Source organism: Actinomadura physcomitrii, from assembly GCF_008923205.2.
Taxonomy (GTDB): domain Bacteria; phylum Actinomycetota; class Actinomycetes; order Streptosporangiales; family Streptosporangiaceae; genus Spirillospora; species Spirillospora physcomitrii.
The window spans coordinates 52,962-66,373 of record NZ_WBMS02000006.1 but is presented as its reverse complement, the minus strand read 5'-3'; the positions used below and the strand labels follow the sequence as shown (position 1 = coordinate 66,373).

The 13,412-nt window shown below is 74.7% G+C and carries 14 protein-coding genes; all 14 read right to left on the bottom strand.

Translation table 11 applies throughout. From position 1 onward, the window contains the following. Positions 1 to 75: 75 nt before the first annotated feature. The 14 genes from F8568_RS09470 to F8568_RS09405 all read right to left on the bottom strand — a co-directional run bounded on the left by F8568_RS09470 (position 76) and on the right by F8568_RS09405 (position 13,410). On the bottom strand, positions 76 to 1,707 hold the full coding sequence (locus F8568_RS09470; protein WP_160573555.1) for a substrate-binding domain-containing protein: 1,632 nt from the start codon (positions 1,705 to 1,707) through the stop codon (positions 76 to 78). Positions 1,708 to 2,756: 1,049 nt separating this feature from the next. Next, complete coding sequence (locus tag F8568_RS09465) at positions 2,757 to 3,170, bottom strand: hypothetical protein (RefSeq protein WP_151593137.1); 414 nt, start codon at positions 3,168 to 3,170, stop codon at positions 2,757 to 2,759. A 9-nt stretch (positions 3,171 to 3,179) separates the two neighbouring features. Next, complete coding sequence (locus tag F8568_RS09460) at positions 3,180 to 3,635, bottom strand: DUF3592 domain-containing protein (RefSeq protein ID WP_151593136.1); 456 nt, start codon at positions 3,633 to 3,635, stop codon at positions 3,180 to 3,182. Then, entirely contained in the window at positions 3,632 to 4,186 is a 555-nt protein-coding gene (locus tag F8568_RS09455; RefSeq protein ID WP_151593135.1) for a hypothetical protein, read from the bottom strand. The genes F8568_RS09460 and F8568_RS09455 overlap by 4 nt, the downstream gene beginning before the upstream one ends. Next, positions 4,165 to 5,712: a hypothetical protein gene (locus F8568_RS09450; protein ID WP_160573554.1), complete on the bottom strand. Its 1,548-nt coding sequence runs from the start codon at positions 5,710 to 5,712 to the stop codon at positions 4,165 to 4,167. Before F8568_RS09450 ends, F8568_RS09455 begins: the two co-directional genes overlap by 22 nt. A gap of 79 nt (positions 5,713 to 5,791) precedes the next feature. Further along, a complete protein-coding gene (locus tag F8568_RS09445; protein WP_151593134.1) occupies positions 5,792 to 6,976 on the bottom strand; it encodes a C40 family peptidase in 1,185 nt (394 codons plus the stop codon). Then, entirely contained in the window at positions 6,973 to 7,629 is a 657-nt protein-coding gene (locus F8568_RS09440) for a prepilin peptidase (RefSeq protein WP_151593133.1), read from the bottom strand. Before F8568_RS09440 ends, F8568_RS09445 begins: the two co-directional genes overlap by 4 nt. A gap of 13 nt (positions 7,630 to 7,642) precedes the next feature. Beyond that, on the bottom strand, positions 7,643 to 7,921 hold the full coding sequence (locus F8568_RS09435) for a hypothetical protein (protein ID WP_151593132.1): 279 nt from the start codon (positions 7,919 to 7,921) through the stop codon (positions 7,643 to 7,645). Positions 7,922 to 7,933: 12 nt separating this feature from the next. Beyond that, positions 7,934 to 8,185 (bottom strand): hypothetical protein, encoded by a 252-nt coding sequence (locus tag F8568_RS09430; protein WP_151593131.1) that lies wholly within the window; start codon positions 8,183 to 8,185, stop codon positions 7,934 to 7,936. A 170-nt stretch (positions 8,186 to 8,355) separates the two neighbouring features. Continuing rightward, a complete protein-coding gene (locus F8568_RS09425) occupies positions 8,356 to 9,045 on the bottom strand; it encodes a response regulator (protein ID WP_151593130.1) in 690 nt (229 codons plus the stop codon). Further along, positions 9,046 to 10,281: a sensor histidine kinase gene (locus F8568_RS50250; RefSeq protein WP_151593129.1), complete on the bottom strand. Its 1,236-nt coding sequence runs from the start codon at positions 10,279 to 10,281 to the stop codon at positions 9,046 to 9,048. Continuing rightward, entirely contained in the window at positions 10,262 to 11,161 is a 900-nt protein-coding gene (locus tag F8568_RS09415; protein ID WP_151593128.1) for a type II secretion system F family protein, read from the bottom strand. Before F8568_RS09415 ends, F8568_RS50250 begins: the two co-directional genes overlap by 20 nt. 9 nt (positions 11,162 to 11,170) lie before the next feature. Beyond that, positions 11,171 to 12,094, bottom strand: coding sequence for a type II secretion system F family protein (locus F8568_RS09410; RefSeq protein ID WP_151593127.1), 924 nt, complete (start codon positions 12,092 to 12,094; stop codon positions 11,171 to 11,173). Beyond that, positions 12,091 to 13,410: a CpaF family protein gene (locus tag F8568_RS09405; protein WP_151593126.1), complete on the bottom strand. Its 1,320-nt coding sequence runs from the start codon at positions 13,408 to 13,410 to the stop codon at positions 12,091 to 12,093. Before F8568_RS09405 ends, F8568_RS09410 begins: the two co-directional genes overlap by 4 nt. Positions 13,411 to 13,412 lie beyond the last annotated feature (2 nt).

Here is a 13,412-nt window from a genome sequence, read left to right as displayed (position 1 = left end):
CCTCGCCCGATTGAGGGAGCTTCCGGCACGATAACAACCCGCCGACCCGCTTTCGCGCCCGTCGGCGGAGCCCGGTCACCCCACGGGGCACTGGCGCGGGTCGTCGCAGATCTTCAACGCGGCCGACTGCTGGAACAGCTCGTGGATCTGCCGCGGATCGCGGATCTGGTAGGCCGCGCCGCCGGTGGCCTGCGCGATGCGCTGCAGCGCGCCGAGATCGACGCCCGGCCCGAAACCGAGGCCGACGACCTGCACCGGCCGGCTCGCGTCGTACTCCGCCTTCAACTGCCCCAGCAGAGCCTGCTCCGACAGGCCGCCCGCGAAGTCGTTCCGCCCGTCCGTCAGCACCAGCACAATGTTGATCATGTCGCCGCGGTAACCGGCCTTGACGCTGCGGTAGGCGGCGAGCACCGAGTCGTACAGGCCGGTGTCCCCGTCCGGCTTCGCCCGCATCCGGCCGAGCGCCTGCTGCATCGCGGCCCGGTGCGTGAGCCCCCGGTCCGCCGCGCCGAGCCGCCCCACCGGGACCAGCTCCTTGTACGGGAGCCGGCCGTCCATCCCGGTCGAGAACGCCCACAGCCCCATGTCGGCGGAGTCGGGCAGCAGGGACATCCCCTTCTCCACCTCGCCCGTCGTCACCGCCATCCGCGACCGGCCCGTCCCCCGCACCTGCTCCAGCATCGAACCGGACACGTCGATCACGGTGAGCATGCGGGTGCCGAGATGCATCCGCCGCCACATCTCCAGCGCCTCGCTGACCGCGCCCGGCGCCGCCGCGGCCGTCGCGGGCGCCGCCGCCAGGCCCGTCACCGCCGACACGGCGGGCGCCGCGCCGCCGCCCGCCGGCCGCAGGCCCGCCTTCGCCAGCGCGCTCGCCCCCGCCCGGGACCGGACCTCCGCCAGGAACCGGCGCGCCGCGTCCGCCTTCCTCCCCGGCGCGGTGACCAGCGGGAAGTCCAGGCTCAGCGTGCCGTCCGCCGGCAGCACCGCCCGGACGGGCGTGCCGCCCGCCACCGCGTGCCGCCAGACCGTCTGCTCCGGCACCGCCAGCACGGGCGTGCTCCCGCCGCCGAACCGCACGAGCCCGTCGAACGCCGCCGCCTCGCCCTGCGCGGAGCCGTCCACGCTCTGCGCGGACTGCAGGATGCCGGTGAACCCGGCGATCGCCTTGTCCCCCGTCCCGGCCGCCTGCTTCGCCATCAGCAGCGCGACCATGCCGGCCGCGCTCTGCTCCGGCGCGAGCAGCCGGAGGGACGCGTTCCCGCCCGGCGCCATCGCCCGCCACGACAGCGCGCCCGGCGCCACGTCCCGCGCCACCGCGAACACCACCGGCGAGCTCGCGACCGAGCCGACCGGCCTCGGCAGCGCGGTGCCCGTCCGCTCCGCGGTCCGTCCCGCGATCTCCAGCCAGAGCGACGAGTCGAGGACGTAGGCGTCCGCGCGCGCCTGCGCGGCGGACCGGTCCCCGCCGAGCGCCAGCGCCATCGCCGACGACGGAAGCGTGTTCGTGGACACCTCGACGCACCGCCCGCCGACCTCGTGGTCCGCGCCGTTGAACTTCTCGGCCAGCGCGGTCACCGCGGGCGCCACCGCCGGATCGGCCGCCACGCGCAGCGCCAGCCGTCCCCCGCACCCCCCGCCGCCGAACGACTTCACGGCGGCGAGCACCGCGACCACCAGCAACGCGGCGACGCCGGCGATGAGCACCGGCGGAGGACGGCGCGGACCTCTCCGGCGCGGCGCCTCCGGACCCCGAGCCGGGGCCCCCATCTCAGGGCCCGGCTGCTGGAAGCCGGCCTGCGGCAACACGCCCACTGTCGGCGCGCCTGCCATCGGCCGCGCAGCCGGCCCGGTCTTCGGAACGCCGAAGGGCGCGGGCCGCGCCCTGTCCTCCGCCGACGCGCCGAGGTCCTGGTCAGGAGGCGGCGGCGCCGACAGGAACGGCACGTCCTCCGACGCGGAAGAAGACGCGTCCGGCACCTCCCCCGCCGCGCCCACCGACCCAGCGGACGCGGCCGAGGGATCCGGCGACACGGCGGCAGCGGAGTCGGCGGTGCCCGCGGCGGATTGAGCCTCAGGGACACCCCACCACGGCGCAGGCAGAAGGCTGTCGCCGGGCTCGACGGCCGCCGGCCCCGCCCCAGCGGCGGGCTCACCAGGCGCAGGGCCAACAGCCGCCGCCTCGTCCGGTGACGACTCGTCCAGCGCAGGCTCGGCAAACGCGAGACCATCAGACGCGGGCTCGCCACGCGCGGGGCCAGCAGACGCGGAGCCGGCAGGCGCTCGCTCGTCCAGTGCCGGCTCGTCCAGTGCCGGCTCGGCAAGAGCGGGTCCTTCGGACGCGGGCTCGCCAGGTGCGGGCTCGCCACGCGCCGGGCCAGCAGGCGCGGACTCAGCAGGCGCGGGGGCGGCTTGCGCGGGCTCGGCAAGGGGCGGCTCGGCCGGTGGTGGCGTGGTGCGCGGGTGCGTGCCGGGCCGCGCTCGGCTTGGGGCGGCGGCAGGCGGGTCCGCGGGGGGCGTGGGGACGGCCGACCAGGGCGCCGGCACCAGCGGGGCGGACGGCGGCTCAGCGGGCACCGCCGGGCCGGGCTCGGGTGCGTCCGGCGCCGGGTCGGGTGTCGGGGTGATGGAGAAGCCCGGGAGGTCCAGCGGGAGAGGCGGCAGGTCGACACCGTCTTCAGGAGGCATGGTGCCGTTATTGAAACGAGAGGGGAGGGCGGGGCACATGGGTCTCGAGGCCCAACGGGGGACCCAAATCAGTACAGCGACGTGCTTTCGCGGGCGGGCCGGCGAAGGCCGAGGAGGACGCCGGCGGCGAGGGCGCAGAGGGGCGCGAGGACGTTCAGCGGCGGGGCGATGTGCTCGACGGGGCGGAGGTTGGCGAGGACGGCGGGAACGGCCGGGCCGAGCGCCGTGAGGACGGGGACGGCGGCCCCGGACACGCCGGCGCGGCGCAGGCGCGGGGCGGTGAGGCGGGCGGCGAGGAGGCCGATGGGGAGCTGGACGAGGGCCGCCGCGGCGGCGGACGTCCAGTAGAAGGCGTCCGAGGACGCGAACCCCGGCGCGGCGAAGGCGGCGGCGGCCACGACGACCGCGAGCACGACGAGGGCGGCCAGGGCGGCGGCCGCGGTGAGCAGGACCGTCGTGGCGGCGCGGCGGCGGTCGGGCATCGGTCTCCTTCAGCGGGCGGCGAACCAGGTGACGACGGCGCCGGTGAGCAGGACCACGGCGGCGGCCGTCCAGGCGGGGGCGGTGCCGAGGTCGAGGCGGGCGCGGGCGGGGTCGCGGGGGTCGTAGCGGACGGGCATCGGGTCGGACGGCCGGCGGCGCGGGCGGCCGGACTCGGTGACGACGTGGTCGCGGCCGTCCGCCGAGGTGAAGCGGACGGTCAGCGTGTACTCCCAGCCGGACGGCTCGACGCCCTCGCCTTCGCAGGCCAGGACGGTGCCGGTGGCGCGGACGGGGGTGCGGCGGCGGGCGGCGGCGTCCGCGGCGACGATGAGCGGCGCGGCGGCGAGCAGGATCACCCCGAGGACCAGCAGCGCGGCCCGGCCCACCGAGGCGAGGCCCAGGAGGGACAGCGCCGACCACGCGACGGCGGCGGCGACGGCGAGGACCACGACGCGGCGTCTCATCGTCCTTCCCTCAGCCGGAACGACCCGAGGATCGCGGGGACGCGGGCGGCGGCGCTACCGCCGTCGGGCGAACGGATCATGAATTCGAGCAGGGTGCGCCGTCCGGTGAGGACGTAGAGGCCGGTCAGGTGCATGGGGGTGCGGGTGCCGTCGGTCGAGGTGATCGTGTAGCGGGCCTCGACGCGGCGTGCGTCGGCGCCGTCCAGTGCGGTGCGGCGGACGGCGGTGAGGTGGTACCCGTTCAGCAGGGCGAGGCCGCGGAACTGGGCCATCTGGCCGTCGAGTCCGCCGGTGAAGCGGTCGCGGCGGGCGAGGTGGATCTGGCCGTCGTCGACGCCGGACGGCAGTTCCGGGCCGTCGACGTCGAGCGTGGGCGCGCCGCTGTCGTCGGTGCCGCCGTGCGGCGTCCAGCCCGCCGGGTAGCCGAACGCGTAGGCGCCGGTGCGGTACTCGCGGAACCCCGCCGGCACGGGCGGCGGGTCGTGGTGCGCGGAACAGCCCGCGGCGAGGGCGAGGGCGGCGCAGGCGGTCAGCCGAGGCAGCGCTTCCACGGCACCCATCCCTCCCCCGGCTTGTAGTACTGGGCCCCGGTGAGGGTGTTGACCTGGTGTTCGGTGGAGCTCTCGAAAAGTCCGCCGAACTTGCTCCTGCCGCCGGCCTCGCCCTTGGCGTCGAGCTTGCCGGTGTCGCCGCCGACGTCGTAGGTCAGCCGGGACATCCGTCCGCCGCCGCCGTCGAAGTAGCGGTCGAGGGCGCCGTCGTCGCCGGTGCGCGCGTAGTCCTCGAAGGCCTGCCGGTCCTGCGGGTCGTCGTAGTCGAGGGTCTTGTCGGTGACGGTGCGCTGGGAGCTGAGGATCCACTGCTTGCCGGCGGTCAGCTCGCCCTTGTCGCCCTCGAGGGAGCCCTTGGCCTTTCCATCGGCGCGGAAGTAGATGACGTTCTGGGAGTTGCCGGTCTTGGTGAGGCTGATCGGGTCACCGTCCTTGTCCTCGGTGTACGCCCAGGTGGTCTGGCCCCGGTGCTTGACGTTCAGGCCGATGTTGGGGTTGAGCCGGATCTGCCCCTTGATCTTGTCGATCTCGGCGGGCGACAGCTCGACGCCCTTGCCGGCGAGCCGCTTGCCGATCTCGTCGACGGCGAGGGCGAGGGCGTCGGCGGCGCCTGCGGCGGCGCGTTCGCGGGTGCCCTTGGGCAGCGCCTTCCAGACGTCGCCGAGGTCGACGAGGACGCCGACCTCGCCTTCGCCCTTCCGGGTGAAGTAGGTGGTGCGCTGCCCCGTCTCGTGGTCGGTGCGGGTGCCGTCGATCAGCCAGCCGCGCCCCTTGAACGGCAGTTTCACCTTCCACAGGTTCAGCTCGCCCTTGAACCCGCCGGTCGGGCCGCCCTCCTGGTAGTCGGCGGACGGCTTCTTCTCCGGCTCGCTGCCGCCGATCCACCGGTCGTAGTACTTGCCGACCCACGGGGTCTTGCCGATGAGCCAGGAGAATCCGCCGGTGATGGGATTGGTCCGGACGACGAATTTCGCGGTGTTCCCGATGCGGTGGTCGACGAGGTCGTCGAAGAACTTCTTCGCGTCCTTCTCGTTGTCGAAGGAGTAGACCGTCCCGTTGGTGAACTGCCCGCCGCCCCAAATGCCGAACTTGCCGAATCCGAAGTCGAAATCGGGGCTCGCGGCGGCCCCTTCGCCCCAGGTGAAGTCGGTGACCTCCCAGGTGGTCTTTCCGTCCGCCCCGACCCTGCGGGTGAGCTGGACGGTGCCGCGGCTGTTGGTCCGCACGTTGATGCGGGTCGGGATCGTCACGGTCTCTTCGAGGTATTTCGTCTCGATGCCCGTCGTGCACGCGGTGGTGGGCTCGTCGGGGTCGGTCCGGCCGCCGTTCCCGCCGCCCGCCGCGCAGGCGTCGCGCAGGTGCATCCGGTGCAGCGCCCGGCAGACCGCGTCACTGGTCTGACCTGGGACTCCGAGAACGAAGAGCGACGCGCAGACCGCCGCGACGAGGGCCAGGATCCCGGCGTACTCCGGAACGGACGCGCCGCGGTCGGGGAGCCGGTCCGGGCTGCGCTGCTGGGGGGACACGCCTCGCAGGCTCGCACGCGCCATTCCTTCGCGAATGAGTCCGGAGACCCAAATCCGGGCCCATTCCCAGGTTTTCTCATCAGCCCGCGTAAGGGCGACGGAAACCGATGTTGCCGTCGTAGGGGGCGAACTTCACAACGTCGCCCGTGTGTGGCGCCTCGATCATCGTGTGCGTGGCGGGATCGACGACCATGCCGACATGTTCGGGGCCGCGCGGACCCATCCTGAAGAACACCAGGTCGCCCGCCTTCTCCTGGCCGGCCGGGATGCCCTGCCCGAATCGCCACTGGTCGTAGGTGACGCGGGGAATGGAAATTCCGGCCGCGCGGTACGCCATTTGCACGAGCGAGGAGCAGTCGCAGTTCCCCATCGTGGCGGCGAGGCGGCTCGGGGACGTGCATGTCCCGCCCCACTGGTACGGGGTGCCGAGTTGCGCTTCGGCGAACGCGATGGCGCGGCGGATCATCTCCGGCGTTCCCGCGGGCAGCGGGCCCGGCGGCGGCATCGCGCCGCCGTATCCGATGTTCTGGTACGGGAAGCCGTTGTAGGCGACGTCGCTCTCCTTGTCGACGAGCCTGAGCTTGAACTTCTTCTCCACGGCCGCCGCGTCCCCGCCCGGCCAGGCGACGGTGCCGTCGCACACGAGCCGGGCCGGGGCCGTCGGCTGCTCCTCGGGCGCCGACTCGCCGGGCGGGACCGGGGAGAACTCGTAGGTGCAGTCCGGCACGACGAGCCGGGCGATCGCCACGGCGTTGCCGACCCGGCCGATGCCCCGGTCGCCTTTGGAGTCGGTGCACAGGTGGCGGCCGTGGCGCAGGTCGTCCTTCTCCTGCTCGGTGAGCTCGCCGTCCTTCTTGAGCTGGCAGTCGGCGGTGACGGCCTTGACCTTCGCGTACGTCCCGTCCAGCCCGGTGAGGTGCACCTCGCCGTCGACGCGCGTGCCGTTGTCGCGGGCGTAGCGCTCGGCCGCGTTCTGCGGCGCGTCGTCGGCGAGCAGCCAGGCGCCGAGGCCCGCGGGCGGCGTCCCGGACAGCGCCATCTCCGCCAGCCGCAGCCGGAGCGGTTCGAGCGCGCCGAGGGCCGCCGCGTCCGCGCCGCGCTGCGCCCGGCTGCGCATGTCGCCGGCCTGCGCGACGCGGCCGAACAGCAGCACGGCCGCGACCAGGCACAGCGCCATCCCGACGACGAGGATGGAGGTGGCGGCGCCCTCGTCGCCCCGCCGACCCGGCCTGCCCCGCCGCCCTGGGCGGCCCGCCCGGTTCATCGCGCGAACCAGCCGCCGAACAGGATGCCCGTCAACGCGCCGGCCAGCATGAACGGGCCGTACGGCAGTTCGTCCTTGCGTCCGGCGCGGCCGAGGAGCAGCCAGGTCACGCTGTACACGCCGCCGAACAGGAAACCGGCGACCACGCCCGTCACCCATGCCGCCTCACCGAGCCACCCGAGGTACAGGCCGAGGACACCGGCCAGTTTCACGTCGCCGCCGCCCATCGCGTGCGGCAGCAGGAAGTGCTGGACGAAGTAGAAGGCCCACAGCACCGCCATCCCGATCACGGCGTGCGCGAAGCGGAGCGCGCCGTGCGCGGTGACCGGGACGGCCGCCGCCAGCAGTGCGCCGCCCGCGAGGTAGGACGGCAGCGTGAGCCTGTCCGGGAGCCGCCGCACCCCGGCGTCGATCACCGTGAGCAGGACGCCGACCACGCCGAGGTAGGCGAACGCCACGGAGTCCGCCCGTCCGCCGAGCCGGACCGCCAGCGCCGCGAGCACCGCGCCCGTCAGCACTGCGACCCCGGTCCGGGCGCGGGGCGTGAGCGGCCCCCGGTAGGCGACCGTGACCGGGGCGCACAGCCAGCCGGCGGCCGCGCCCGCGACCGCGGCCGCCGCGGCCGCCGCTCCCGAGGCCGCGGCGCCGCTCATCACGTGCAGCCCATCAGGTGTCGCCCTTGGCGCCGCCCGGGTCGCCCTCGAAGATCTGCTTGAGCGCGTCCTCGACCGCCTTGGTGACCGTGTCGACGATCCCGAGGCTGTAGAGCCCCGCGATGATCGCGGCCACCAGGATCAGCATCCCGGCCCACTCGAAAATGTCGGCCCCGCGGTCGCCCGAATTACCGAACCGTTCGACGCGGTCCCGGAAGAAGCGCGCGGCCTGTTCCCCGCCCGCCCGCATCGACGAGCCGGCGCGCACCAGGGCCGGAAGCAGAACGTTCATCACCGATTCCCTCTACCAGCAGATGCCGATAACACAGGTCTTGTCGTCGCCGTTGTCGCCGCCCCCGCCGCCACCGCCGCCCGGGTCGCCGTCGAAGATGCTGGTGAGCGCGCCCTTGACGCCGTTCGTCGTGGTGTCGACGATGCCGAGGCCGTAGAGGCCGGCGATGACCGCCGCCACCAGGATCAGCATCCCGGCCCACTCGAAGACGTCGGCCCCGCGATCGTCGCCCAGAACCCTTTCCCGCACCGATTCGAGGTTCATCGACGCCCTTTCCTGGTCGGCCGGATTTCCGGCCGGGAACGTACGCCCGGCCGTTTTACGACCTCCAAAATATGGAGCGGGCGGCGCCATTCCCAGGGCCCGCCGTCCCAATCGGCGGCCCGGGCGGGTGGGCCCAGGGGCCGGGGACCGGTTCCCGGCCGCGGCAGCGGTCACCGGTCCCGCCCCAGGTCACCGGCCGTGCCGATCCAGCGGGCGATCGCGGCGCCGCGCGAGGTGACGCCGAGCTTGGCGTAGATGCGGTTGACGTGGTTCTTCACCGTCTTCTCCGCCAGGAACAGCCGCGCCGCGATCTCGCCGTTGGACGCGCCCTGGACGATGAGCCGCATCACCTCCGCCTCGCGCGCCGACAGCCCGAAGTTGCCGTGCGGGGCGTCCGGCGGCGTCCGGGGCTCGGCGGATGCCGGCTCCGGCGCGGTCCCGGACGCCTCCCGGACGGCGCCGACCAGCGCGGACACCGCCGCCGGCGACAGCGGGTGCGCGCCGCCGACCGCGTTGTGCACGGCCGTGATCAGCTCGTCCGCGGTGAACGCGCCGTGCACGAGGTAGCCGGTCGCGCCCCTGCCGAGCGCCGCCCGCACGGTGCCGGGGTCGTCGGTGTAGGTCAGCATGAGCACCGGGGCCAGCGGGCTGATCTCCGCGACGGCGGCGACGCCGTCCAGCAGCGGCATCCGCACGTCCAGCAGCACCAGGTCGGGGCGGAGCCGGGCGGTGAGCTCCACGGCGCGCCGCCCGTCGCCCGCCTCGCCGGCGACCTCGATCCCGTGCGCCTCCAGCAGCGACACCAGACCGGAGCGGACCACCACGTTGTCGTCGGCGACGAGGACCCGCGTCGCGCCCATTCAGCTCACCTCCGCGGGCCGGTCCGCGGCGGCGAGGCCGGCCGGCTCCGCCGCGACGCGGACGAGCAGAGTCGTGCCCTCGCCCGGCTCCGAGCGGACGAGCGCCGTCCCGCCGGCCCGTTCCGCGCGCTCGTAGACGCCGACCAGGCCGTAGCGGCCGCGGCGGGCGTGGTCGTCCGGCGATGCCGTGCGGAACCCGCGCCCGTCGTCGCGGACCGTCAGGACGACGTCGCCCGCCGCCCGCGCGAGCCGGACGGTCACGTTCGCGGCGGCCGCGTGCCGCTCCACGTTGGCGAGGGCCTCGCCGAGGATGGCGAGCACCTCGTGGTGCGAGCGCTGCGGGAGCCGCGCGTCGCCGGCGACGTCGGCCTGGACGGCCACGCCCGTCCGGGCCGACCAGGCGGCGCAGGCGGCGCGGACCGCCTCGGGCAGCGGCGCCGCGGCGGCGGCGTCGCGCAGGTCGGTCAGCAGGCCGCGCGCCTCACGGGACGCGGTCTCGGCCGCGTCCGCCAGCCGGGCCGCCTCCCGCTCGGCGCGCTCGGGCGCGGTGCGGATCCAGGCGGGCAGCGCGGACGCGGCGAGCGCGACGCCGCGCAGCGTCTTGGCGAGCGAGTCGTGCATCTCCCGGGCCAGCCGGGCGCGCTCCTCGGCCGCGGCGGCCATGCCCTCGGCGACGACCCGCGCGTCCTCCGCCGCCGCGTGCTCCTCGAACAGCCGCCGCAGCGCCACGCCCGCGAACCCGACGAGCAGGTAGTAGGCGGGCTGGCCGGCCAGCGCCTGGAACGTGCCGACGTCGGCGTGCGGGACGGCGAAGGTGACGAAGTACCCGGCGATCTGCACGACGGACACGATCAGCATGCCCGGCCACCGGTACAGCAGCCCCGCCGCCGCCGCGGTCGCCACCGTCGACAGGAAGAACGGCCCGGACGGCCCGCACACCGCCAGCACCGCGAACCCCACGCACAGGTCGAGCGCGACGAGCAGCGGGTGGTCGAGCAGCCGCGGGACGATCCGGTCCACGTGCCGGGAGACCAGCCAGGACAGCAGCCCGACGCACGCCACCATGACGAACGTCGAGACCGTCAGCCCGCGCACCGCGAGGACGAGCAGCGTGATCGCCGCCATCAGCGTCCGGACCTGCATGAGCAGCCGGAACGCGGCGTCGATCCGCGACCGGGCCCGCGCGGGCTCGCGCGTCCCCGGGCCCGGCCCGGGGTCAGTGGCCGAGGACGGCACCGAGATCAGCTCCCGAGCTGTAGAAGAGGGCGCCCAGCACGACGAGGATCAGCGCCGGCAGGGTGAGGGCGGTGGTGACGGCGGTGACCTGCGGCGTCGTCCGCTGCGCCTTGCGCCGCGCCCACTGCGCGGACTCGCGGCGCATGTCGGTGGCGATGTCGATCAGCGCGGTGGCGAGCGGCGCGCCCAGCTCCTCGGCCTGCAGGACGGCCGTGACGAACTGGCTCAGCATCTCCGACCGGTTGCGGCGCCGCAGGTCCTCGAACGCCTCGCGGCGCGACGTGCCGAGCTCCATCTGCCGCAGCGCGATCGTGAACTCGTCCGCCAGCGGGCCCGGCATGCTCTCCACGACCCGGGCCAGCGAGTGCCGGAACCCCATGCCCGCCGACACCGTCACGGCGAGGACGTCGAGGAAGTCGGGCATGCCGCGCTGCATCTCGTCGCGGCGGCTGCGGGCGCGGCCGAGCAGGAACAACTCGTTCTGGAAGATCCCGGCGAGGCAGATCAGCCCCATCGGGACCTGCCCGGCGCTGAGCAGCAGCACCCCCAGCGACCCGAACAGGACCGCGTACCCGGCGGTGATGCGCGCGTACGACTCGACCGTCATGCCGCCCGGACGGCCCGCCGCGTCGATCCGCTCGCGGATCCGGCGGTGCCAGGGGGCGAGCGCGGTCATCAGGGGGCGGCCGAAGGGCCGGCCGATCCGTCCGGCCAGCCGGTTCAGCCCGAACACCTCGCCGCGGCCGGGCCGCGCGGCGGGCGGCGGGGCGGACGCGGCGAGCGCCGACCCGGCCACCCGCTCGCCGCCGGTGAGCAGGACGAAGCCCCAGGCGCCCAGCAGCACGCTGAGCCCGGCGCCGGCTGCCAGCACGAAGATCATCTGGTCACCTCACACGTCGATCCGGGTGATCCGGCGGATGACCAGCAGGCTGGTCGTGAACAGCCCCGCGCCGGCCGCGAGCATCAGCTGCCCGGTGAGATGGGTGCTCATCTCGCGCAGCGCCCCCGGCTCGATCTGGTTGATCATGGCGATGCCGGCCACGCCGAGGATCCCGACCGCCCAGTTCGACACCACCGCCTGGCCGAGGATCGTGCGGACCTCGCGGCGGATCTCCTTGCGGTCCTCCAGCGTCCCGGCGATGCTGCGCAGCGCGGTGACCAGCGACCCGCCCGACCGCGCCGCCACCAGCAGCGTGCTGACCAGCACGCCGAGCTCGCGGGACGGCAGCCGGCCCGCGAGGTCGCCGAGCACCGCCTCCAGCGACTCGCCGAGCCGCAGCCCGTCGGCGGCGCGGCGCAGCTCTGTGCGGGCCGGGTCGTCCAGCTCGTCGGCGGCCAGCGCGATCGCGGTGCGCAGCGACAGCCCGGCCTGCGCGGCGTTGGACAGCACCCGCGCCAGCTCCGGGAGCTGCGCGATGAACTCCTCCTTGCGCCGCTCCTCGCGCCGCCGCAGGTAGCCGAAGAACACGAACCCGACCGCGACGGCGGCGGCGACGCCGAACACCGGCCCGAGCAGCCGGCCGATCAGCGCGATGGCGGCCAGGCCGCCCGCGACGATCGCGAGCAGGAACGTGGACACCCGCATCGCCAGGCCCGCCGCGGCGATCCGGCGGGCCAGCAGCCGGCCGAGCTCGGTGCCGCGCAGCCGCCGGTCCAGCCGGACGAGCGGCCCGTCGGGCGGCGCCTCCCCGTCCAGCCGGGACCGGACGGTGATGCCGCGGCGCAGCTCCCGGCCCGCGGCGAGCTCCCCCGCCCCCCAGACGGCCAGGACCCCGGTGACCGCCATCAGCAGCATGATGACCGGCAGGCTCATCGCCCCTCCCCGTCGTCGGCTCGGACGCCGAACACCGGCGGGACGCCCTCGCCGGCGTGGAACAGCCGGGTCGCCAGCGGCGCGGGCAGCGGGCGGTGCCGGAACTCGCCGCGCACCACCCGGTCCGGCCCGATCGGCAGCGACTCGAACGTCATGATCGGTTCCAGCCGGAGCCGCTCCCCGCGCCGTGTGCTCACCGCCGCGACCTCCACGATCCGGCGCGAGCCGTCCGGGCCCCGGCCGAGGTGCACGATCACGTCGACGGCGCTGTCGATCTGGTCGCGGATCGTGTCGAACGGCAGCTTGACGTCGCTCATGCTGGCCAGCGTCTGCAGCCGGTACACCGCGTCCTCGGTGGAGTTGGCGTGCACCGTCACCATCGACCCCTCGTGGCCGGTGTTCATCGCCTGGAGCATGTCGAGGGTCTCGCCGCCGCGGACCTCGCCGACGATGATCCGGTCCGGGCGCATCCGCAGCGCGTTGCGGACCAGGTCGCGGATCGTGATCCGGCCCTTGTCCTCGATGTTCGGCGGGCGCGACTCCAGCGGCACCACGTGCTCCTGGCGCAGCCGCAGCTCCGCCGAGTCCTCGATCGTGACGATCCGCTCGTGGCCGGGGATGAACGCCGACAGCGCGTTCAGCATCGTCGTCTTGCCCGTCCCAGTACCGCCGGAGATGACCAGGTTCAGCCGGGCCCGGACGAACGCGGCCAGCAGCAGCCCCGTCGGCGCGTCCAGGCTGGCCCGCGCGGCCAGCTCCTCGATCGTGTACGAGCGGGGGAACCGGCGGATCGTCAGCACCGGCCCGACCAGCGACAGCGGCGGGATGATCACGTTGACCCGCTCGCCGCCGGGCAGCCGCGCGTCCACCATCGGGCTCGACTCGTCGACCCGGCGGTTCACCTGCGCGACGATCCGGTCGATCGTCTGGTACAGCTGGTCCTCGCTGGCGAACGCGGTGTCGACCCGCTGCACCCGGCCCTCCCGCTCCACGAACACGTGGTCGGGGCCGTTCACCATGATCTCGGTGACGGTCTCGTCGGCCAGCAGCGGTTCGAGCACGCCGAGGCCGAGCGCCTCGTCCACCACCCGGCGGATCAGCGCGGCCCGCTCCCCCGGCGACAGCACCGGGCCCTCGCGGCCGACGATGTGCCCGGTGACCTTCTCCAGCCGGGCCCGCCGCTGCGCCAGCCCGAGCAGCGCCAGCTCGTCGAGGTTCACCTCCTCCAGCAGCCGGCGGCGCCAGTGCGACACCCCGGCGCGGTTCGCGGCGGTGCCGTGCAGCCGCTCGTCCTCCAGCCGGTCCTTCAGTCCCATCG

Bases quoted from the DNA above. Each gene is read 5' to 3' on its own strand.
- F8568_RS09460 (WP_151593136.1), bottom strand. From the start codon at position 3,635: ATGAGACGCCGCGTCGTGGTCCTCGCCGTCGCCGCCGCCGTCGCGTGG.
- F8568_RS09445 (WP_151593134.1), bottom strand. From the start codon at position 6,976: ATGAACCGGGCGGGCCGCCCAGGGCGGCGGGGCAGGCCGGGTCGGCGG.
- F8568_RS09410 (WP_151593127.1), bottom strand. From the start codon at position 12,094: ATGAGCCTGCCGGTCATCATGCTGCTGATGGCGGTCACCGGGGTCCTG.
- F8568_RS09415 (WP_151593128.1), bottom strand. From the start codon at position 11,161: ATGATCTTCGTGCTGGCAGCCGGCGCCGGGCTCAGCGTGCTGCTGGGC.
- F8568_RS09435 (WP_151593132.1), bottom strand. From the start codon at position 7,921: ATGAACGTTCTGCTTCCGGCCCTGGTGCGCGCCGGCTCGTCGATGCGG.
- F8568_RS09430 (WP_151593131.1), bottom strand. From the start codon at position 8,185: ATGAACCTCGAATCGGTGCGGGAAAGGGTTCTGGGCGACGATCGCGGG.
- F8568_RS09425 (WP_151593130.1), bottom strand. From the start codon at position 9,045: ATGGGCGCGACGCGGGTCCTCGTCGCCGACGACAACGTGGTGGTCCGC.
- F8568_RS09465 (WP_151593137.1), bottom strand. From the start codon at position 3,170: ATGCCCGACCGCCGCCGCGCCGCCACGACGGTCCTGCTCACCGCGGCC.
- F8568_RS09440 (WP_151593133.1), bottom strand. From the start codon at position 7,629: ATGAGCGGCGCCGCGGCCTCGGGAGCGGCGGCCGCGGCGGCCGCGGTC.
- F8568_RS09405 (WP_151593126.1), bottom strand. From the start codon at position 13,410: ATGGGACTGAAGGACCGGCTGGAGGACGAGCGGCTGCACGGCACCGCC.